Annotated in this window: 20 protein-coding genes; 11 read left to right on the plus strand and 9 right to left on the minus strand. The window is 48.4% G+C overall.

Annotated elements, in window-relative coordinates; genetic code table 11:
- Positions 1-16: 16 nt before the first annotated feature.
- Entirely contained in the window at positions 17-1210 is a 1194-nt protein-coding gene (locus HPL003_RS10330; RefSeq protein ID WP_014279575.1) for an ROK family protein, read from the minus strand.
- A gap of 204 nt (positions 1211-1414) precedes the next feature.
- Here HPL003_RS10330 and uxaC point away from each other — a divergent pair, with 204 nt between their 5' ends.
- From uxaC to HPL003_RS10345, 3 genes are all read left to right on the plus strand, one after another.
- Positions 1415-2821 carry a glucuronate isomerase gene (uxaC, locus tag HPL003_RS10335; protein WP_014279576.1) on the plus strand — a complete coding sequence of 469 codons (1407 nt, stop codon included), beginning with the start codon at positions 1415-1417 and terminating at the stop codon, positions 2819-2821.
- A gap of 28 nt (positions 2822-2849) precedes the next feature.
- The gene (gene uidA / locus HPL003_RS10340; RefSeq protein WP_014279577.1) at positions 2850-4652 is read left to right on the plus strand and encodes a beta-glucuronidase; all 1803 of its coding nucleotides are present in this window, start codon (positions 2850-2852) and stop codon (positions 4650-4652) included.
- A 170-nt stretch (positions 4653-4822) separates the two neighbouring features.
- Positions 4823-6232, plus strand: coding sequence for an MFS transporter (locus tag HPL003_RS10345; protein WP_014279578.1), 1410 nt, complete (start codon positions 4823-4825; stop codon positions 6230-6232).
- 118 nt (positions 6233-6350) lie between these two features.
- Here the strand turns inward: HPL003_RS10345 and HPL003_RS10350 are convergent, their stop codons facing one another.
- Entirely contained in the window at positions 6351-6848 is a 498-nt protein-coding gene (locus tag HPL003_RS10350; RefSeq protein WP_014279579.1) for a VanZ family protein, read from the minus strand.
- A gap of 320 nt (positions 6849-7168) precedes the next feature.
- Between HPL003_RS10350 and HPL003_RS10355 the strand changes: the two genes are divergently transcribed.
- Complete coding sequence (locus tag HPL003_RS10355) at positions 7169-7780, plus strand: DUF2239 family protein (RefSeq protein WP_014279580.1); 612 nt, start codon at positions 7169-7171, stop codon at positions 7778-7780.
- A gap of 138 nt (positions 7781-7918) precedes the next feature.
- On the plus strand, positions 7919-8809 hold the full coding sequence (locus HPL003_RS10360; RefSeq protein ID WP_014279582.1) for an alpha/beta fold hydrolase: 891 nt from the start codon (positions 7919-7921) through the stop codon (positions 8807-8809).
- A 67-nt stretch (positions 8810-8876) separates the two neighbouring features.
- Here HPL003_RS10360 and HPL003_RS10365 read toward each other — a convergent pair whose 3' ends face one another.
- From HPL003_RS10365 to HPL003_RS10380, 4 genes are all read right to left on the minus strand, one after another.
- On the minus strand, positions 8877-9731 hold the full coding sequence (locus tag HPL003_RS10365) for an SDR family oxidoreductase (protein WP_014279583.1): 855 nt from the start codon (positions 9729-9731) through the stop codon (positions 8877-8879).
- Entirely contained in the window at positions 9728-10822 is a 1095-nt protein-coding gene (uxuA, locus tag HPL003_RS10370; RefSeq protein WP_014279584.1) for a mannonate dehydratase, read from the minus strand. Before uxuA ends, HPL003_RS10365 begins: the two co-directional genes overlap by 4 nt.
- A gap of 100 nt (positions 10823-10922) precedes the next feature.
- Positions 10923-11600 (minus strand): GntR family transcriptional regulator, encoded by a 678-nt coding sequence (locus HPL003_RS10375; protein ID WP_014279585.1) that lies wholly within the window; start codon positions 11598-11600, stop codon positions 10923-10925.
- Positions 11601-11799: 199 nt separating this feature from the next.
- Positions 11800-14232, minus strand: coding sequence for a UvrD-helicase domain-containing protein (locus HPL003_RS10380; RefSeq protein ID WP_014279586.1), 2433 nt, complete (start codon positions 14230-14232; stop codon positions 11800-11802).
- 309 nt (positions 14233-14541) lie between these two features.
- On the opposite strand from HPL003_RS10380, the gene HPL003_RS10385 reads away from it, so the two are divergent.
- Positions 14542-15396, plus strand: coding sequence for a zinc ribbon domain-containing protein (locus HPL003_RS10385; RefSeq protein WP_014279587.1), 855 nt, complete (start codon positions 14542-14544; stop codon positions 15394-15396).
- Between the two features lie 65 nt (positions 15397-15461).
- Positions 15462-16250, plus strand: coding sequence for a TrmB family transcriptional regulator (locus tag HPL003_RS10390; protein ID WP_043922620.1), 789 nt, complete (start codon positions 15462-15464; stop codon positions 16248-16250).
- Positions 16251-16258: 8 nt separating this feature from the next.
- Here HPL003_RS10390 and HPL003_RS10395 read toward each other — a convergent pair whose 3' ends face one another.
- Complete coding sequence (locus HPL003_RS10395; RefSeq protein WP_014279589.1) at positions 16259-16891, minus strand: NUDIX hydrolase; 633 nt, start codon at positions 16889-16891, stop codon at positions 16259-16261.
- 173 nt (positions 16892-17064) lie between these two features.
- Between HPL003_RS10395 and HPL003_RS10400 the strand changes: the two genes are divergently transcribed.
- Both HPL003_RS10400 and HPL003_RS10405 read left to right on the plus strand, forming a co-directional pair.
- Positions 17065-17358 (plus strand): hypothetical protein, encoded by a 294-nt coding sequence (locus HPL003_RS10400; RefSeq protein ID WP_014279590.1) that lies wholly within the window; start codon positions 17065-17067, stop codon positions 17356-17358.
- A 75-nt stretch (positions 17359-17433) separates the two neighbouring features.
- Positions 17434-18135 carry a histidine phosphatase family protein gene (locus HPL003_RS10405; RefSeq protein ID WP_014279591.1) on the plus strand — a complete coding sequence of 234 codons (702 nt, stop codon included), beginning with the start codon at positions 17434-17436 and terminating at the stop codon, positions 18133-18135.
- Between the two features lie 108 nt (positions 18136-18243).
- On the opposite strand, the gene mscL is transcribed toward HPL003_RS10405, so the two are convergent.
- Positions 18244-18738 (minus strand): large conductance mechanosensitive channel protein MscL, encoded by a 495-nt coding sequence (mscL, locus tag HPL003_RS10410; RefSeq protein ID WP_014279592.1) that lies wholly within the window; start codon positions 18736-18738, stop codon positions 18244-18246.
- A 151-nt stretch (positions 18739-18889) separates the two neighbouring features.
- On the opposite strand from mscL, the gene HPL003_RS10415 reads away from it, so the two are divergent.
- The gene (locus HPL003_RS10415) at positions 18890-19333 is read left to right on the plus strand and encodes a carboxymuconolactone decarboxylase family protein (protein WP_014279593.1); all 444 of its coding nucleotides are present in this window, start codon (positions 18890-18892) and stop codon (positions 19331-19333) included.
- A gap of 18 nt (positions 19334-19351) precedes the next feature.
- Positions 19352-20281 (plus strand): sigma-70 family RNA polymerase sigma factor, encoded by a 930-nt coding sequence (locus HPL003_RS10420; RefSeq protein ID WP_014279594.1) that lies wholly within the window; start codon positions 19352-19354, stop codon positions 20279-20281.
- A 94-nt stretch (positions 20282-20375) separates the two neighbouring features.
- Here HPL003_RS10420 and HPL003_RS10425 read toward each other — a convergent pair whose 3' ends face one another.
- Positions 20376-20714, minus strand: a complete 339-nt coding sequence (locus HPL003_RS10425) for a DUF4870 domain-containing protein (RefSeq protein WP_014279595.1) — start codon at positions 20712-20714, stop codon at positions 20376-20378.
- Between the last annotated feature and the right edge of the window lie 212 nt (positions 20715-20926).

Genomic DNA, 20926 nt, shown 5'->3' on the forward strand with positions numbered 1-20926 from the left:
TTTATCATGGTTTGAACTATTTTTCTGTAAGCTCGGTAGATGATTTTTCAAAATTATGAGACAAGTTTAATACAGGCACATCAAGAAAATGTTGAATAGCCAATGCGCATGCGCCGAGAATGGTGGATTTCTCTCCAATAGAGGAAATGAGCAGGTTTTTATAATGGCTTGTTTTTGAAGTCAGCTTCTGTTTAATTTTGTCAATGGAGTCCGGATAAATACGCAAAAGCTCGCTATCTACAAGGATCGTCTCAGGATTAAAAATATTTATTATGTTGTTAATCCCGATAGAGAGATAATTAATAAATTGTTCCATCGTTCCCAGAACCTCTTCATCTTTACTGTTAATCCAGTTACGAACCTGCTCATAAGTAACATGAGGCAGCTTCTTTTGCTTTGCTAAAGTGGATAGCACAGAGGCCTCCGAAGCGTACTTTTCCCAGCAACCTTTATTGCCACATTCACAAGGTCTGCCATCCGGCGCAACGATCATGTGGCCGATCTCACCGGCAAATCCATCATGGCCACGATAAAATTTGTTGTTTATGATCATTCCAAGTCCGATGCCTGAATAGAGTGTGAGAGCAAGAAGACTGTCCGTTTCATGGTGCCAAAATACACTTTCAGCAAAAGAGCTTAGGTTTGCATTGTTTTCGATATGAATCTGAATACCAACGGCCTTTTCCAAATCGTTTTTTAACGATACGCTGCTCCAGCCCAAACGAGGGATATAATGAATTTCTTCATTCGAAGAGACCAGGCCGTGGACTGCAATAACGATACCTACAATACCGTATCGGCTATCGGAGTATGCTGCAATATACCCCGTGATTTGCTGGGTCAGAAGAGATAGAATTTCATTATAACTGTTAGATTCGACATGTATGGTCTCAGATGACAGCGAATTGCCTAACAGATCGGTTACAAGAAAAGAAATATGCCCTGCATCCAGATCAATCCCCAATGTATATCCAGCCTTTGCGTTAATCGAAAGCATAATCGGTTTCCGCCCGACCGAATTATGTTCTAGCTGTTTTTCCACAACAAGTTCTTCTTCTAATAAACCGGAAACCTGTACGGATATAGTAGCACGCGTTAAGGCTGTCAGTTTTGAAAGGTCTGCTCTTGAGATCATTCCTTCCTTTACAATTTCTCTTATGATAAGTGATCGGTTAATTTTCTTTATGTAAGAAGCATCCCCTGTAATCATCTAAAGCCTCCAATTTGTAAACGATATACATATTCTATTTCTCAGTATAACATTTAAAGCATTTAAAAACTTGTCCTATGAAATATAAGATTGACATGGGAGAAATAACTTGATAATGTGATCTTATCATTAATTTGTTTAATAAACTAATTAACTATGTAAGGGGTTACACAGAGTGAAATTCAGTGCAAGGAGAGGTGGAACTTGAAATCATTTATGGAGTCGGATTTCCTTTTGAATACAGAAACAGCTATTGATTTGTTTGAAAGTAAAGTGAAGCACCTGCCGATCTTCGATTTTCATTGTCACTTGGATCCTAAAGAAATTTGGGAAAACAAAACATACACCAGTATCACCCAGTTATGGCTGGGGGGAGATCATTATAAGTGGCGAGCTATGAGAATGAATGGAATCGGAGAAAGGTGCATAACTGGAGAGGCGGAGGATTGGGAGAAATTCCAGGCCTGGGCGGAGACAGTTCCCCATTTAGTTGGTAACCCAATGTATCACTGGACACATCTGGAGTTGAGAAGGTTTTTTGGTATTGAGAAGGTGTTGGGCCCAGCTACCGCCCGCGAAATTTGGGAAGAATGCAATGAAAAGCTTAAGCAGGCGCAATTTACGCCAAAAGCTTTTATAGAAAAAGCGAATGTAAAGTTCATTGGCACAACGGATGATCCGCTGTCCCAACTGGAATACCATAAACTTTTGAACGAAGATCCATCTTTCAATTCCGTTATCGCCCCCACCTTCCGTCCAGACAAAGCGCTTAATATTGATGATCCGGCATTCGTATCCTGGATAGATCGTCTGCGTTCCATCACTGGATATAAAATAGAACATGTTGAGGATCTTGTAGTTGCCTTGAAACAACGGATAGATTATTTCCATGAACTTGGGGGACGCGCTTCGGACCACGATATCCAGAAGCTTCATTTTATGGAAGTGCCTCAAGAAGCAGCGGAGCAGGTTTTCACCAAAAGGTTGTGTAGTGATCAACCGCTTAATGAGGAGGAAATATCGACCTACCGTTCTTATCTTCTCAAAGAGTTAGGTAAATTGTATGCTGAGAAAAAGTGGGTCATGCAACTTCATATGGGAGCCATGAGAAACAACAATACAAAAATGAAAACGCTTCTCGGTGCGGACGCAGGCTTTGATTCCATTGGTGAGGCTAACTTTGCAGAGGGGCTTTCCCGTTACCTGGATGCACTTGACCGAGAGAATGGTCTTCCGAGAACCGTACTATTTAATCTGAATCCCAAAGATAACGCCGTATTAGCTGGTATGATGGGGAACTATTATGAGGAAGGGGTTCCGGGAAAAATTCAGTTTGGTTCCGGATGGTGGTTTAACGACCATATTGATGGAATGGAAAAGCAGATGAAGGATTTGGCGAATGTAGGCCTGCTTAGCCGTTTCATAGGCATGCTTACGGATTCCCGAAGTTTTCTCTCGTATGCCCGTCATGAATATTTCCGCCGTATACTATGCAATCTGATAGGTGAATGGGTTGAACAGGGACGGATTCCCTATGATTTGGACCATATTGGACGATTGGCGCAGAACATCAGCTACTATAATGCTCGTCAATTTTTCCTTCAAAGATAACACAATTATTAAACAAGGGGTGCTATTTATGCTGTATCCAATTATGACTGAAACTCGCAGTTTGAGTGATCTTAATGGAGTGTGGAGCTTCAAGCTGGATCAAGGCACAGGCTTTGCAGAGCAATGGTATAAGTCCAGGTTAAAAGATACGATTCCTATGGCAGTTCCTTCCTCATTCAATGATATTGGAGTAACCGCTACCATTCGCGATCATGTAGGCTGGGTATGGTATGAAAGAGAATTTACTTTGCCCAGTGTCATGATGGGTGAGCGGATAGTATTAAGGTTTGGATCGGCCACACATACGACCAAGGTATATGTAAACGGTGAGTTAGTTGCCCGGCACAAAGGGGGATTCCTTCCCTTCGAAGCTGTTCTTAATAACTATGTTCAAGCCGGGGCTAATCGGTTGACTGTGGCTGTTAATAACGTTGTTGATTATTCAACGCTGCCGGTAGGGCTTTATACAGAGATCGAGACTCCGGGAGGCGGTAAAAAGGTAAAAAACCGGCCTAATTTCGATTTCTTTAACTATGCCGGAATTCAGCGTCCCGTGAAGATTTACACTACACCTCAAACGTTTATTCAAGACGTCACGATTGTTACGGACATGGACGGTCATTCAGGTGTAGTGAATTATACTGTAGATATTTCAGGCTCCGTCGACGTTCGTGTAACCGTGTTTGATGAAGATGGGCAAGCAGTAGCTGCAGCCGACGGCGCGGAAGGCACTGTCATAATCTCCGATGTACGGCTATGGCAGCCTTTAAACGCTTATTTATATACGTTGAAAGTCGAGCTTGTCCGAGATAACAGCTTGATTGACGTGTATGAGCAGCCTTTTGGCGTGAGAACCGTGGAAGTCAAGAACGGGCAGTTCCTGATCAACAACAAACCGTTTTATTTTAAAGGTTTTGGTAAACATGAGGACACGCCCATTCACGGAAGAGGGGTGGATGAGGCCGCTAATATTATGGATTTTAACCTGATGAAATGGATGGGGGCTAATTCTTTCCGTACCGCTCACTATCCTTATGCAGAAGAAACCATGCGTCTTGCCGACCGGGAAGGGTTTGTGGTCATCGACGAAACTCCTGCTGTGGGCCTGGACCTAAATTTTCTGGTGATGTTAACCGGTGGTGAGAAGAAAAACACGTGGAAAGAGGTACAGACCTTTGAGCATCATCAGCAGGTTATCAAAGATTTGGTTAGCCGTGACAAAAATCATCCTTGCGTAGTGATGTGGAATGTAGCCAATGAGCCAGCTTCTTATGAAGAAGGTGCCTATGAATACTTCAAACCGCTTATTGAACTGATGAGGGAAGCGGATCCGCAAAAACGTCCAGTTACCCTGGTTACTCATGTTGAGGCTTCGCCAAAGGCGGATAAAATTGCAGAGCTGGTGGATGTACTTGCTTTCAATCGTTATTACGGATGGTATATTGATGGAGGAGATCTGGAGTCTGCGAAAGTCAAACTACGTGAGGAGCTTAACAGTTGGTTGCAACGCTGTCCAAGCAAGCCGATCATGATGACTGAATATGGAGCTGATACGGTTGCCGGACTCCATGATGTGGAACCCATTATGTTCACAGAAGAATACCAAGTGGAGTTTTACAAGGCAAACCATGAAGTGTTCGATGAATTTGACCATTTCGTAGGAGAACAGGTGTGGAATTTTGCTGATTTTGCTACAAGTCAGGGGATCATTCGTGTGCAGGGCAATAAAAAAGGGATCTTCACCAGGGATCGCAAGCCTAAAGCGGCAGCCCACGAATTACGGAAACGGTGGATTCAAATTCCTGATTTCGGGTATAAAAAGGGGGAGTAATTTCCCCTGATTACCTTACTTTAGAGGTGAATAAAACCTGAATTAAAAGCGCTTACAAAATCAATTGACGATGGGCTAGGCAAGTGATATTCTACAATAAATTAATTAGTTTATTGAACTTATTAAATATACGGCGAGATGTTGACAATACATTTTCCGGGAGGATAAATATGAACCCACAAACAGACCTCAAAAATTTGAAAGTTGAGCAATCAGGTGCACAGATCAGAACGTTTGGTCTCAGAGATAAATTTGGGTATCTCTTAGGAGATTTAGGGAACGATTTTTTCTTTATGCTCGTAGGGGCTTACTTGATGGTATATTATACGGACATTTTGGGGATCAGCCCAGTCGCTGTAGGAGTTCTATTTATGATCGCAAGGCTGTGGGATGCGCTCGCGGACATTACGTGGGGCAGATTTATCGACACAAGAAAACCGGGCAAACATGGGAAGTTCCGGCCATGGATTTTCAGAATGTCATTTCCGTTAGTCATCAGTGGGGTCTTAATGTTTATTCACATTCCCGGGCTGTCGGATGGCTTTTACCTTGCTTATGCCTACGTTACTTATATTTTATGGGGTACTCTGTACAGCACTGTCAACATTCCGTACGGATCAATGGCATCTGTCATCACAAGTAATCCTGTGGAACGCACCACCTTATCTACATTCCGTACGCTGGGTGCCACCATCGCTCAGTTGTTTGTCAACGCGATAGCTCCTTTAATTATCTTTGTAGACAATAAAATAGACGCAAACCGAATATTACTTGCTGCTATTCTCTTCGCCATTTTATCCTTGGCTTCTTATATTGGATGTTTCCGATTGTCAACAGAGCGTATTACTTCCTACAACTCAGATAACAAGACTAAATCCTCTTTGTTTGCAACACTAAAGGGATTGGTTAAAAACAAGCCTTTGATTTCAATTTTGATTGCATCGTTAATTTTTATGGTGTTTTTGATCTTGATTTCAAGTGCAAACATATATTTGTTTAAAGATTATTTTGGTAGCGCTTCAGCATTGAGTCTGGTAGGTGTAATGCAGGTAGTAACCGTTCTCATAGCCATTCCCTTGGCCAAGCCTCTGGTTGCAAGATTTGGTAAGAAGGAGGTTACCTCTACGGGTCTGATTCTGACCGTTATAGTATACGGAATGCTCTACTTTTTACCGGATCTTACGGCAAATCAGTTTGTGGCCATTTCAGCTATCGGTATGTTTGGTTACGCTTTCTTTAATTTAATGATCTGGGCGTTTGTAACGGACATTATTGATTATCACGAATCTTTAACAGGCTTAAGGGAGGATGGAACCATCTATTCTGTTTATTCATTTTCCCGCAAGGTTGGTCAAGCGGTCGCTGGAGGAATTGGGGGCTTTGCCATCGGTCTTGTTGGCTACAATGTCAATCTTGAGGTACAGGAACAGAAAACACTGCATGGAATTTATATGCTGGGTACACTGGCACCAGCGGTGATTATGCTGGTTGTGTTTTTAATTATTGCTCTGATCTATCCGTTAAGCAAAAATCGCACTCTTCAGCTTGCCGAGGATTTGAAGAAAAAAAGAAACAGTTAAGTTAAAAGAGAATGGGTACAGCGCACTTATATAATGAGGAAACGGAACGATACGATCCTTTCCTCCTTTTCCGTTATTAATGCGAACCGGACAGTAATCAAAATCAATACCTCATAATTCAGAGGCGCAATTTCACCACAAATAATAAATATAATAAAACAGGTAATCCTATTGCTGATAGTATTGTGATTGCAGTACGTACTTTTTTCTCATCTCGTAATATAAACAATAATAACTTATACCCTAAAATACCAACTAATCCACCCAAACAATTTAAAATGATGTCATCAATGTCTGATGCTCCAATGCCTAAAAGCCCCTGAATGATTTCAATAAATAAACTCACTATGAATATAAATAGCAGATTGGTTATTACTCTTTTATTGTTTTTGAATAATGACAAATAGGTGCCAAGAGGAATAAAGATAATTATATTGCCAACCACATTAGCAAAAGCGAAATTTTTTATAGTGGCAGAGTTGCTGAATATATATTCCTTTATACTATAAAAAGGAATGAGATTGATTGACCTATCTAAAGTCCTTTGACTATTGAACAAATCCAGAAGTGAAACTCTTGATAAGATCAATAATTTAAAAAAAAAAGCATGTAACAAATGAAAACTCCATATAAAAAGACTGTTTGAATTCTCTTTTGTTTATTCATAATACTTCCATTTTTCATTTCTTCCCGCCTATTCTCTGACGTTCAGTTTATAACGACACTCCATGAAAAAGTCTATCATGATTCCATCTATCCTTCAATGTACAACATAAAGCAAACACTAGCCCTCAACAGCGCGGTTCCTCTTAGGCCGCGTCTTTTGCATTTATTCCCTCCATAACGAACGACAAAATATATTTTACCCGGGTGATATTGACTTTTTTATTTTTACCCGGGTATAATTGGTGAGGCATTCAGAGGAGGAGGTACAGCATGAGAAATGACCTAACGCGCTTTTACTGCACGGCATTTTTGGGTGTGGGAGTCGTCGCCAGTGGTCCGTTACAGCACGTTGTTTCTACAGTGAAGGCTGCTCTGGATGACAGAGACCTCACACAGCTGCTTATATTTGACGATACCACGGGGAAGCAAATAGATGTTGATTTTCGTGGAAAGACAGATGACGTGCTCAAACGATTAGGAGAACAGTTTGGTGACTTGCCCGGTACGGAAGTGAATCACCAGCCTACACGGCGGGTCGGCCGACCCAAGCTGGGGGTTGTATCCGGTGAGGTTACGTTATTGCCACGGCATTGGGAATGGCTCAAGAGTCAACCTGGAGGGGCGTCGGTAACATTACGAATACTCGTTGATGAGGCTCGCCGTGCTGGAGGGAAACAGAGCAAGATACGAGAGTCACAAGAAGCAACATATCACTTTATGACAGCTATGGCCGGGAACTTCCATCAATACGAAGAAGCTCTGCGGGCACTGTATGCTGGTGATTTGGATCGTTTTTACCACTTCATCGATGACTGGGCACCTGATATCAGAAACCATATCAAAAGATTAGCCGCTAATGCATTCCCTGAAGGGAACTTATAAATGAAAGCATGTGGAGGCGTAAAGAATTTGGAATGAAAAAAGGAACTACGGAAGGAGCCGCTATGACGGAGTTTGGATTCACGCCTTCTGCCTATGGCAGAACTTCCGATACCAAATTAATTGGAGGAGAACATGATCATGAACATCCTGAAAGTCAACGGCGTTGATTTGGCCTATGACAGTTTTGGTAATGAAAATGACGAGGCTATTATCCTAATCGCCGGGCTTGGAACCCAGATGATCCGATGGACGGTTCCGTTTTGTCGGATATTAGCAGCGCGGGGCTTTCGCGTGATCCGTTTTGACAATCGCGACGCAGGTTGCTCGACACACTTTAGCCATTATCAGGCGCTGGATTTTGACGCACTGGCGACTGCTCTCATGTCGGGACAGCGACCGGACATCCCTTACACTCTCGATGACATGTCCAACGATGCTACCGGACTGCTCGACGCCCTTTCAATTGACCGGGCACATTTTGTTGGCAGGTCGATGGGCGGAATGATCGCCCAGATTGCAGCCAGTGAGTACCCTGAACGGGTTTTATCACTCACCTCCATTATGTCCAGTTCCGGTAATCCCGCCCTTCCGCAAACTTCCCCGGATGTCATGGCGATGATGACTAAACCGGCACCGAACCCATTTGAGGATGAAGCAGGATTTTTGGCGCACAGCCTCTCTTTTGCCAAACGCATCGCCGGCACCGGCTATCCGTTTGAAGAGGACGCTTATCGGGCGCTCATTTTGGAGGAAGTCCAGCGAGCCTACGATCCAGGCAGTGTCGGACGACAAATTGCTGCGATCGCTGTCTCCGGAGACCGTCGTCCGCGGCTGGCGACCATAAAAGTACCAGCACTTGTCATTCATGGGGTGGACGATCCCCTGTTCGTCCCGGCGTGTGGCGAGGACACGGCTTCTGCCATCCCGGGCGCCGAGCTCATGTTGGTTGACGGCATGGGACACGACTTGCCACACCAACTGTACAAAGTAACCGCTGATGGCATAGAACGAACGGCTCGTCGCAATTGACACAATAATGCCCTTGCCACTTCATATGGAAGGGCAAGGGCAAGGGCAAGGGCTGAAAATGAAGGGCTTATACCCCTGAATAGGCCATGAATCCGCCATCTACCGGAATGACCGTACCGGTAACGAAACCGGACGCGGTTTCATCGGCCAGCCACAGCAGTGTGCCAAGCAGGTCTTCAGGCTCTCCAAACCGACGCATCGGGGTGTGGGCAATAATCTTGGCCGAGCGCTCGGTAAGCGAGCCGTCCTCGTTGGTGAGCAGTTGCCGGTTCTGCTCTGTCAGGAAAAATCCGGGGGCAATGGCATTCACCCGAATGCCGGATTCGGCCAGATGTACGGCCAGCCACTGGGTGAAGTTGTTGATGGCGGCTTTGGCAGCGCTGTAAGCGGGAACCTTGGTCATCGGGCTGGGAGCGCTCATGGAGGATATGTTAAGGACCACGGCGCCAGGTCGCCCGATCATGCCTTTGGAAAAAACCTGTGTCGGGATTAAAGTCCCGATACAATTTAAATCAAGCACATTGCGGAAGCCGGACACACTGAGATCGAAAAAGGTAGTGATTCCAGACTGGTCCAGATCTTCAGGATGAAACGTCTCCAGACTCGTATTAGCGCTGGGGTGGTTGCCACCTGCTCCATTGATTAGAATATCGCACGGACCGAGCAGGCGGCGGACCGTTTCCTCGGCCTGCTTCATGCTTTCGGCATCAGTCACGTCGCAGGCAACCGCGATGGCTTCTCCGCCGCTCTCACAGATTTCCTTTGCTGTCAAATCGCCCTTTTCAGCAGTCCGGTTCAAAATGGCGACCCTGACACCCTGGCGGGCAAGCTCCTTGGCCATGACGCTGCACAGCACGCCGGAGCCGCCGGTTACCACAGCTGTTTTTCCGGACAAGACCGGATGCAGGGGAAGAGTAGTCAATTTACATCCCTCTTTTCGTTGGAAGATAAGCCCGCATTCCGCTCATACGCGTCCCACAAGCCCCATAAATACATGATACCGAGCGCTCTGTCATACAGTCCGTAGCCCGGTCTGCACTGCTCATCCCAGATATGGCGGCCGTGATCCGGTCTGGCGTAACCGGTAAATCCTACATCGTGGTATGCTTTGACAATACCAGTGATATCGACGCTTCCGTCCTGCGTCCGGTGGGAGGTTTCGATGAAGTCACCATTTTCGAATACCCTTACGTTGCGGATATGGGCGAACGGAATGCGGTGGGCAAATTCGCGAATCATAGCAACGATGTCGTTATCTGGATTGGCGCCAAGCGAGCCGCTGCATAAAGTGATGCCGTTTGCCGGACTGTCGTGCAGAGCCAGAAATTTGCGCAGATTGTCCTGGCTCGTAATGATGCGTGGCAGTCCGAAGATGGACCATGGCGGGTCGTCGGGATGAATGGCCATCCGGATTCCGTTTTGTTCCGCAACAGGGATGATGGCGTCCAGGAAGTACTGCAGGTTTTCCCATAGGTCCTCTTCAGTAACATCTTTATAGGCTTCAAACAACGCTGTCAAATGTTCGAGCCGCTCCGGCTCCCATCCAGGCATTGTAAGTGTGCTGTTCTCATTGATCTGGCGAACCAGCTCAAACGGGTCAATGCCATGAATTTTGGCCTTTTCAAAAAAAAGCGCGGTCGCCCCGTCCTCGGTCGTTTTATGCAGATCAGTCCGCAACCAATCGAATATCGGCATAAAATTGTAACAGATGACCTTAACGCCAACCTGGGCCAGCTTCTCAATGGTCCGAATGTAATTCCCGATATAGAGATCGCGTGTAGGTCTCCCCAGTTTGATATCTTCATGTACATTGACGCTTTCTACCACATCAAGATGAAGTCGGGCCTGATCGGCCTGTTTCTGAATATCCAAAATGCGCTCCAAAGGCCATTCCTCTCCTGCTGGAACATCATGCAGCGCCCACACAATGCCCTCTACACCCGGGATTTGTTTGATTTGTTTCAGAGAAATCGTATCATTGCCTTCTCCGAACCAGCGGAATGTCATTCGCATTACTGCACCGCCTTTCCTTTTTCAAGATAATAGATAACGCTTACATCATAAACCCGCTCAGTAAAAAGCAGACGTCTACCGCCTGTTCCTTATCTGAAACCTACTTAAAATATTCAGGGTACTGCTCCCGGAGGACATTTAAATCCGCTACACCCAGATTCAAATGCTCATGCATGATGCGTTCCGCCTCGCCCGTTGCTTTATCGCGTATGACTTCCACCATCCGGCTGTGTTGATCATAAAGATGGTTCCAATGAGGATTTGTATCGAGCCGCAGCATGCGTACCCGGTTAAAATGGACATTCAACTGCTGCATAACACCCCACGTTGCAAGCTTCCCGCAGCCTTCGAACAGGATTCGGTGGAACGCCTCATCCAAATCGAACAGTCGTCGGCCTTCATGCCGCTCAATGCTTTCACGCTGCTGTACGAGGTTTGCTTCCAATTTAGCAAGCCACCCGGCAGAAAAGTCCGTACAGGCAAGACGGATCACAGCGCATTCAAGCTGCTCGCGCATAAAGCGAGCTTCCTCAACAAGCATGGTATCGATCAGAGATACTTTTGTACCTCGTTGCGGGAAAACCAGCACTAACCCTTCCTGGGCAAGCCTGACAAAGCTTTCGCGGACCGGAGTCCGGCTGACCTGAAAGCGGACGGACGTCTCTTTCTCGGACAGAGCGGTTCCGGGCGGAAGTTCAAGGCTAATAATCTGCTCTTTCAGCAGGGCATAGACGGAATTTCCGGCCGATCCGCTGTGGCGATACATACTTTCATCCATATATTCACCTCCTTATACCATACTACCATACAAGTATGGTAGTTGAAAAATTTTATTTGGTAAGACTAACGGACACGATCGTTAAATAGCAGGTTGAAACAGAAAACGGTAGACTAGGACTTTATCTTCACGTCCTAGTCTACCGCTTTTTCTTTGATTTGGTCTGTCTAAAACCGGCTATACGCCTCATGCCTATCGCCTATCTAGCCGGGATGCTGCGTGTCCCCTCTGTCATCGGGGATGAGCAGAGCGGGCACACCGGCGGCGTGCCTGCTCCAGCCGAGGCCGTCGTTCGGCGGGCGCCTGTCGTATCGCGCCGCATCCACGCCTTGCAGGCGTCGTCGGTGCATTTCCACACGGGCACGCTGATGCGTGGCTCCTCCCGTGTACTAGCCACCGACGAGGTCGTCCGCGCTGGCCCGCTGCCCGGTCCGGGCCTGCTGCTCACGCGGGTAGCCGTGCCGGATGCGTTCGCCCCGCTGCTAGCGCGGCCACTTTGCCCGGAAGTCCCCCTCGGCTGGCCAAAACTGGTGCGCCGCGTTTCCGGCTTGGAAGCCTCAGGGGGTGTGACCCCATAGGCTTCCAGCAGAAAGCGCGACACGGCGGCAGGCTTGCCGTGGTTGGAGGCGGGGGAGGTGATGTACAGCAGCTCCTTCGCCCGGGTGACGGCCACGTAGGCGAGGCGGCGCTCTTCCTCAAGCGCCGCGTCGTTATCTGCGGCCGCTGCGGGGGCTGCGCCTGCCCGCCGATCCTCTGGCAGCTCGCTGTGCAATGCGGAGCTGTGCGGCAGGATGCCTTCGCTGGCGCCGATCCAGTAGACGCAAGGGAACTCCAGTCCCTTGGCCCGGTGGATCGTCATGAGGCGGACAGCATCGCTGTCTTCTTCTTTGCGCAGCGATTCCATCTGACGGTGGCGCTCGGAAAGCTCGTCCGCAAAGCTGACGAACGCCTCCACGGTGTCAAACCGCTTCGCCGCCGTTTCCAGCTCCTCCAGACTTTCCTGCATCGTTTCCTTATAATGAGTCCACGCGCCCGTATCGCCGCTTTCCAAATATTTATCATAGAAGACGCGCCGCATTTCCTGAATGGCAAAGGTCGGTTTCATCGTGGTGAGACTGCGAATCAGCCGGATACGCTCCTTCACCTGTTCACGCTGAAAGTCACGCAGCCGATCCCAGCGGCTGAGATGGATTAACGGATATTTTTTAGCCTGTTGCTTTTCCTCGCGCATAATCCATTCCATCCCTGCTTCACGGGAGACATACAGCGGCCCAAGAGTGCTTGGAATGGATTCCATCCGCCGGGGATTCAGCGACAACCGCAGGTGATCCATCAAGGGACGAATCAGGGTTTGGTCATAAAACACAGCTCCGGCTCCATACTGAATAAACGGCACATCCCGCATAATTAATTGTTCAAAAATAGATCGGCTTCCGCTGGCTGTCCGGTGCAAAATAGCGATATCCCGGTAGCGAAGCTGACCTTCCTCCACCTGTCCGAGCAGATGTGTAACAATATGCGCCGCTTCTTCCTCCGGCCCGGATGGCGTGGCAAACTGTGGGGGCAGGCCCTCACGTCCGGCAGCCGACAGGCGTTTGGAGCGTCGATGGACATTTTTGGCGACAATGTTGGAGCCCAGCCCCAAAATGCGCGCATCGCTGCGATAATTAATATCGAGGGTGATCACCTTCGCATCCTTGTAGACCTTGTCAAACTCCAGAATGGATTCCTGACGCGCCCCATTAAAGGTATAGATCGTCTGGTCATCATCACCGACGACCATCAGATTGCGGTGCCGGGCAGCCAATCGCTGCACCATTTCGTATTGCAGGGCATTCGTATCCTGAAACTCATCGACCATGATGTGGGAAAAACGCCGCTGAAGCGGCTGAAGCACATCCGGGTCACGCAGCAGAACAGAGGCACGCAGTAGAATATCGTCAAAATCCATTTTGCCGCGTTCCTGCTTCCACGCTTCATAAGCGAGCATGGCCCGTTTGGCATCCGATTCTTCGCGTACGGTTTCTGGCAACTCGTCCGCGCTGCGGCCCTCCGCCTTCCAGGCAGAGAGGGCGGACAGCAGGCTTTCAGGCTGGAACGCCTCGCTAAGCCCGAGCTGGCGCAGCATCATTTTCATAACGGTGTGCTGGGCCTGCGTTTCGCCGAATACTTCGTCCTGGACGCCGTGATGACGCAGCATCGCCAAAGCGAACGAGTGAAAGGTGCGTGCCTGGACGGCACGTGCGGCTGCCGGGCGCACACCAGGCAGTCCTGCGATGCGCAGCTTCATTTCGGCAGCCGCCTTGCTGGTGAAGGTCACCAGCAGGATGGACGATGCAGGGACATCTTGCAGCGCCATTAGGTATCCCGCGCGGGCGGCCAACACTGTGGTTTTACCGCAGCCTGCCCCGGCTAGTGTCAGCAAAGGGCCTTTGCCATGACGGACGGCCTGGATTTGTGGGCGATTCAGATGAATGCCCGCGTCCTCCAAAGCACGGAAATAGGCCGAGTCCTGATCGGTGTCGGGTACCAGTGTCGTACTGGTATCTATGGAAGCACGGCGAGCTTGCGGGCTCGGTGTTGAATAAGAAACCCCGATAGGTCGGGGGTAAAAAGCAGGATTTGGGTCCATGATCGTGAAACCCCTTTCGCTTATAAAATCTTCCATTTTCACAAATGGGGGTAGTTTTTGGTATGATAGAGTTCTAGTCAGCATGAGCTGACCTTGAGAACAAGGCGATGGACTGAAATAGATGCTGAAACGCATGCGAGACTGGACAGATCGTAGAACGTCAGAACGTTGCCGCTGATGCTAGCATCCTTCAAAAAGGCGATATGACCGCATTCCATTATACAGGAGTTCGAGGTTTGCCAACAGAAAAAAACTTGGGATATATGCACGGTACGGGGAAATCCGGCTGGATATAGGGAGGAAATCAATATGAAGCTGATTCAACGTATAAAGGAAGGCGCGAATCGCGCCACAGAAAAAGCACAGCATGCTGTCGAGATTAGTAAAATAAATTCACAAATTACAGCGATTCAGCAGGAAATGGATGTTCATTTTTTGCGAATGGGTCAAATTTTCTATGAAGGTTACCGGGCATCCGATATGTCGGTGGCAGAAAAGGAAATGACACAGCTATCTACAGCTTGTGATGAGCTACAGGATGAAATTGACGAGCTGCGTGGTAGAATTGCAGAGCTGAAAAACGCTCATTTATGCACCTGTGGAGCTGTTGTACCGCTGGATGCGAACTTTTGCCCGAAATGTGGACGTAAACTGAATGAGGGACAGGCTGCTTCCAAGCAAGTGGCTGCCGTGCGTGAAGAGGCGCCAACGAGCGTATATTCGTTTGATCTGCGCAAGCAGGAAGAACCAGCCAAGGGTTCTGAGCCTGCTTACAATAATTACGAAGAACATGAGCCGTATGATCGGCATGAACTGGAGCAGCATGAGCTGCATGAAACGCACGAACCATCCAGCTTGGAGCGCAACTATACGGTGTCCGATTTTACACCGGAAGAAAAAGCGGCCTTCGATGAAGAGTGGGAGCGTCGTCGTCAGGAAGAGCTGGAGCAAGAGCATCGCCGTCTGGAGGAGCTGGAACGTGAACGGGAGCGCCAGGAGGAGCTGGACGAGCGCATTCGATACTGGAAGGCTAACAACTCCGAGGCAGAAAAGCCGGCAACTCCGGCTGCGCAGGTACGCGAGAATGTGAAATGCCAAATTTGCACAGCCGAGCTGCCCAAAGGCTCCAAGTGGTGCCCGCGTTGCGGAGCTGAACAGATTTGACGCAGCCGAACAGGCTGCCGCAGGACATGAACAGAACGCCGGGCAGCATAGGGGGAACAGAACATATGGAGCGTTTGCTGCATCATCTGCGGAATCTGGGATTTACGGAAATGGAAGCCAAGGTTATGGTCGAGCTATCGAGGCAAAATGCGGCCTCCGGCTATGAAGTCGCCAAGCGTCTGGGGGCATCACGCTCCAACGTATACGCGGCTTTGCAGCGTCTGGCCGGGCAAGGATATCTCAGGGCGAGTGCGGGAGAACCTGTGCGTTACAGCATGCTGCCATCGGGTGAGCTGACCCGGATGATAGAAGGACAGTTGCAGGAGTCCCTGCGTGCAGTCGAGAAGGAAATGCCGAGAGCAGAGCCAGACAAGCCGACCTTTTATAACGTGGAAGGCGACCGGAATGTACTGGAAAGCCTGACACGCGAGCTGGAACGGGCGGAGCATGAGATTGTGCTGGATTTGTGGAGTGAGGAAGCTGAACTGCTGCGGACAGAGCTGGAAAAAGCCGAAAAACGGGGTGTGCGGCTGTTATGGTCCTGCGATAACGGAGAAAGTGTGCTTGGGCCATGGCTGCCGCATGCGTCTCATGAGGCCGGACAGGAACCTTCGGGGCGCAAATTTTCTTTTGTCATTGATCGGCGCTGGTGCATGCTGGGCATGCGGGGAGAGAATTGCCCGACACAGGCGCTCATTACCGAGCATCCGGTGATGACAGGACTGCTGCTGAATCATTTTGCCCAGGATCTTATTCTGTATGAGCTGGAGCATGACATGGGCAGCGAGCTGTCGACCCGGTATGGCTGGCGGTATGAGGGCATTATCGGTAAATATATGTCGGCTGGAGAATAAAATAAGGATTATCGGGCGGGAAGTTTCATCAGAGCCCGGCATATAGATGTAATGTACCCGGCCTTATGAGGCACGAATTGATCCGATGTGATTAGACGGCGATGCTGTCCGGGATTCGGTCCAGAGGATATGCCATTAGCCTCGAGAAAAGGAATGCGGCCTTCGAAGAGGGCAAGTGCTTGTTCAAGGTCTGCTTCGTATAGGCCGGCCACTTCCTCTTGCTGGAGACGATAGGCCTCCAACGGCTGGCTCGACAGCAATCCAAACACCGAGCTGACCTCACGGTCCCAAAAAGATGTGCCCTGTGCGGTTCCTTTGCTCTCATGACGGACGGTCATCAGCGGTGTCAATGAGGTAAAGGGAACGTGAATGCCCAGTTCTTCCTCCAGCTCACGCGCTGCCTGAGATACATCTTCACCTGCCGTTAAATGGCCTGCTGCTGTAATATCGTAGTAGCCGGGAAAGGTGTCCTTCGTATCCTGGCGCTGTTGAAAGAGCAAGCGACGGCCTGTTGAAGTGTCTCGCGCCAGCCAGCAGTGAAAGGTATGGTGCCAGTATCCCTTGGCGTGTGCGTCTTGGCGGGAAGCTGTGCCAAGGGGCTTATCTTCATCATCATAGATGTCCAGAAGCTCGCTAGTCATCGTGGTTCCTCCTCGTTATAAGCAGATGTAAAAGGTCTATTTTACAGTATAACGTGTTTTTTGTCTTGACGATATGAAGGCAGTTGTGGAATGTGGAGCGGGGTTTGGGGTATGCTGGGAACGTGGAGATTTACGCCATAAAATAGGTATACGATCGAAAGGAGCGATTTTACATGGAATGTATCGTACATTTTCGGGTCATGCATCCGGAAGAGCCCAAGGAGCTGCGCGGACTGATTATGCTGGAAAGCGGAGGCAAGCCGGGGATCGAACAAATCACGGATATGTTCAAAAATATGGGTTATGATGTCCGTCCGGACAATCCGGAGGAATTGATCTTCAAGCCAGTCGATGCCAGAGCGAATTATACATATATCCGGGTTATTGAGCTGGATACGGGTGAGGAAGTCTATCAGGAAGACCGGGATTTACGTGCGATCCTGGAAACCTTGCTGAATAAGCGTTAAGAGATTCGGTGGGCTAACGGACAGGATGAGATAAAGCTGTCCTGTTGTCATTTCATAGGAACGGAGAAAAGAAATATGAGATTGTATATCATTCGGCACGCAGATCCTGATTATCCGAACAATACCATAACTCCGGAAGGGCATTTAGAGGCTCAGGCACTGGCCAAACGGCTTTCCAGTCACGGACTGGACCGTATTTATGCTTCTCCTATGGGGCGTGCGCTGGATACGATGCGATACACCGCCGATTCTCTCGGGATGACTCATGAAGTGGAGCACTGGACGCAGGAGCTGGGCTTGAAGCTGGAGGAAACTCCTTATGGCCGTCTCTCTCATTGGGATTTACCGGGTGAAGTTATCCGTTCTGAGGTGCCTCTGCCGACCCATGACTCTTGGAAGGAGATTTCCTATTATCAGGGAACGCAAAGTCACGAAACCTTCGAGCAGCTAAAGCTGCATTCCGATGAATTCTTGAAGCGCCAAGGCTTTGAGCGGGTTGGGGGTAAATATCGGGTTCTGAAGCATACCGAAGACCAAGTGGCCGTATTTTGCCATGGCGGTTTCGGACTGACTTGGCTTGCCCATCTGTTGGAGCTGCCACTGGCCCTGGTCTGGTCCGGTTTCTGGATGCCGCCTAGCTCCGTAACCACGATCTTGTTTGATGAGCGTTCCAAGGAGTGGGCGACTCCCCGTTGCATCGGCTTCGGTGACGTCTCCCATCTGTACGCAGAGGGCTTGCCCGTCAGACCCCGTGGCATCATCACCAATTTTAGCTGATCAAGCCTTCAATACTATAATCAAAGCGGCTTAGACGTTTCATCGTCTAAGCCGCTTTTTGTAGTCATATGAGTGTTCTCTTGGCCGACTGCTCCCAGATGAAATCAGTTAGCGTGCTTCTACGTAACCTTCCAGCTTGGAAGTGCAATGTGCACAACGGGTAGCAGCTACAGGAATTTCCGACAGGCAATGCGGGCATTCCTTGGTCGTTTTTTCTTGAGGAGGTTTTTCTTCCTCTTTACGCTTCAGCATGTTGATCCCTTTGACCAGCAGGAACACACAGAAGGCCACGATCATAAAGTCGAGAAGGACGTTAATGAACTGACCATAGGCCAGAACCGCGATCCCCGCTTCTTTGGCCTGTGCCAAAGTCATGCGTGTACCGTCAGTATTTAAAGGATCGGCAGTTCTTAAAGCTACATACAAGTCCGGGAAATTCATGCCGCCCAGAAGCTTTCCAATCGGAGGCATAATAATATCGTTGACTACAGAAGTGACAATCTTGCCAAACGCTCCACCGATGATAACACCGACCGCGAGATCGATCACGTTACCCCGTACAGCGAATTCTTTAAACTCATTAATGAAACCTTTTCCGCTCATGTGATTGTTCACCTTCTTTGCATAAAATCATTTATTTATAATACATGCTACGCCAGCGGAGGGCAATTCCAAATTGATGTATTGCACTTTGTCACAAATCCACAGGTTCATTTGTCTTCTAAGTGTAAACCAATGATGGAGGCGATGTATCGTGAGTTTAAGATTGAATTACAGAGCAGTGAGCCCAAGTACGTTTAAGACTATGATGGAGATGGAAAAATATATTTCCGGTCGTTTTACAGACAAGGTGCTGTACGAACTACTGAAAATTAGAGTATCTCAAATGAATGGATGTTCCTATTGCTTGGACATGCATGCCAAGGATTTGCTCAAGCTGGGGGATTATGCTGACCACATTTTACAGCTGGCCTTATGGCGTGAGGTTCCTTTGTTCACGGAAAAAGAACGTGCTATGCTTGAATTAGCTGAAGCAGTTGCCCGTATTTCTGAACAAGGGGTACCTACGGATTTGTATAATCGGGTCAGAGAACAATTTACCGAGGAAGAATATGTGGATTTAATCATGGCAGTTAACGTTATTAACAGCTGGAACCGGATTGCCATTGCAACAGGGATGTATCCGGGCAGTCTTTAATGAACAGGGGGCCATACTTTGACTGGCAAAGAACACGGAATTGGACAAGAATCGGCAGTTTTAAGTCTGGAGGAGCTATATCAAAAATATCGTAAATATTCTTTTGCCATTGCTTATCGAATGCTTGGGACAGTGACGGATGCCGAGGATGTTGTTCAAGACTGCTTTGTCGAGTTGAAGAAAAAGCCCCTGGATGACTTACAGAATCCCAAAGCCTATGTAGCCAAAATGACGATGAATCGGTGTCTGAATCTTCTGAACTCTGCCCGTAAGCAAAGGGAGACGTATGTTGGACAGTGGCTGCCAGAGCCGCTTGGCGAGAGCGCAGATCTTCCTGCGGATTGGCTGGAGCGTAAGGATATGATTTCTTACGCTTTTCTGGTTCTGCTGGAGCAGCTCAAGCCGATGGAACGCGCTGTCTTTGTGCTGAGGGAAGCTTTTCAATATGACTATAAAGAGATCGCAGAATTATTGGGAAAGACAGAGAGTAATTGTCGTCAACTGTTCAGTCGCTCCCGCCGTATTCTTTCTTCCGTGGAATCTGCCCTTGCTGATCCGGTAAGCAGCAGTACGATGAATCCTTCCAGAATAAAGGTACTGGAACGTTTTACAGCCGCCTTTCTCGCCTACGATGTTAGCGCTATGCTAGAGCTATTGGCTGAACAGCCCATATTTGTGGCAGATGGCGGAGGCAATATGCATACGGTGATGCGACCCATGGTCGTTCGCAAAGGCGTTCTCGCCCTGCTGACCTCTCGTCGGGTATTAACCGTATTACGGGAGAGAGAGCTGGTCCGCACCGTCGTCAATGGTGAGGTACAGCTCGCATTCTTGAAAGAAGGCACAGTGAGGGAGGTCTTATGCATCAGTCTGGCACCGGACGGGGAGCATATTCAGGATTTTTACTTGATGGTCAATCCGGACAAGCTGGGGCATATTCGTGTATGAGCAGACAAAGCCGACATGCTACAAAAAACCTTGATTCCTTCTCAGGAACAAGGTTTTTGCTATTTTTAAATCTTGGTGAAATGCACATATGTTCTCACAACTGCCGGGCTTGATGGAGGGCTAGATCACCCACCCAAGGAAGCTTGAGCCACTTGCCTTGTCCAGCATGAATGATCAGGACGATCCATAATGCGATGCCTGCCAGCGTCAGCAGGGAAGCGAGTGGAGGGCCGAGTAGCGGAATGAGTCCTGCGAGCACATGCCCGATCATAAGGGCTACGAACAGAAAAATGGATTGCAGCGCGTGAAACAGAACGAACCGGCTTTTCTTTTCCAGCAGCACGAAGGCCAATGCACCAATGAATGCAAACAGGTAGCACAGGACAGCCGCTATATTTTCATCCATACCCGTGGAAGACTTGTAGACTGACATGTAAGGCAAATCCCCCTTTATAAGTTAGTCATGCGCAGGCTCCGTACTATACAGGGTATGAGGACAGGAATGAAGGTTATGCCAATCCCGGCAAGAAAAGTTCAAGTTAAGCCACGTGTATAGAAATAGGGGTATCTCGAGCAAAACGCGAATTTACAACACTAAGGAATTTTTCATACATAAAAAGCCAGTTTTCACCACGCTAACGGTGT

This window comes from Paenibacillus terrae HPL-003 (assembly GCF_000235585.1).
GTDB classification, from domain to species: Bacteria; Bacillota; Bacilli; order Paenibacillales; family Paenibacillaceae; genus Paenibacillus; species Paenibacillus terrae_B.

Excerpts from the sequence above, each read along its gene's own strand:
- HPL003_RS10355 (WP_014279580.1), top strand. The coding sequence starts at position 7,169 with ATGAGAAATGACCTAACGCGCTTTTACTGCACGGCATTTTTGGGTGTG.
- uidA (WP_014279577.1), top strand. The coding sequence starts at position 2,850 with ATGCTGTATCCAATTATGACTGAAACTCGCAGTTTGAGTGATCTTAAT.
- HPL003_RS10400 (WP_014279590.1), top strand. The coding sequence starts at position 17,065 with ATGGAATGTATCGTACATTTTCGGGTCATGCATCCGGAAGAGCCCAAG.
- HPL003_RS10385 (WP_014279587.1), top strand. The coding sequence starts at position 14,542 with ATGAAGCTGATTCAACGTATAAAGGAAGGCGCGAATCGCGCCACAGAA.
- mscL (WP_014279592.1), bottom strand. The coding sequence starts at position 18,738 with ATGAGCGGAAAAGGTTTCATTAATGAGTTTAAAGAATTCGCTGTACGG.
- HPL003_RS10405 (WP_014279591.1), top strand. The coding sequence starts at position 17,434 with ATGAGATTGTATATCATTCGGCACGCAGATCCTGATTATCCGAACAAT.
- HPL003_RS10375 (WP_014279585.1), bottom strand. The coding sequence starts at position 11,600 with ATGGATGAAAGTATGTATCGCCACAGCGGATCGGCCGGAAATTCCGTC.
- HPL003_RS10380 (WP_014279586.1), bottom strand. The coding sequence starts at position 14,232 with ATGGACCCAAATCCTGCTTTTTACCCCCGACCTATCGGGGTTTCTTAT.
- HPL003_RS10330 (WP_014279575.1), bottom strand. The coding sequence starts at position 1,210 with ATGATTACAGGGGATGCTTCTTACATAAAGAAAATTAACCGATCACTT.
- HPL003_RS10360 (WP_014279582.1), top strand. The coding sequence starts at position 7,919 with ATGAACATCCTGAAAGTCAACGGCGTTGATTTGGCCTATGACAGTTTT.
- HPL003_RS10345 (WP_014279578.1), top strand. The coding sequence starts at position 4,823 with ATGAACCCACAAACAGACCTCAAAAATTTGAAAGTTGAGCAATCAGGT.
- HPL003_RS10395 (WP_014279589.1), bottom strand. The coding sequence starts at position 16,891 with ATGACTAGCGAGCTTCTGGACATCTATGATGATGAAGATAAGCCCCTT.
- HPL003_RS10425 (WP_014279595.1), bottom strand. The coding sequence starts at position 20,714 with ATGTCAGTCTACAAGTCTTCCACGGGTATGGATGAAAATATAGCGGCT.
- uxuA (WP_014279584.1), bottom strand. The coding sequence starts at position 10,822 with ATGCGAATGACATTCCGCTGGTTCGGAGAAGGCAATGATACGATTTCT.
- HPL003_RS10390 (WP_043922620.1), top strand. The coding sequence starts at position 15,462 with ATGGAGCGTTTGCTGCATCATCTGCGGAATCTGGGATTTACGGAAATG.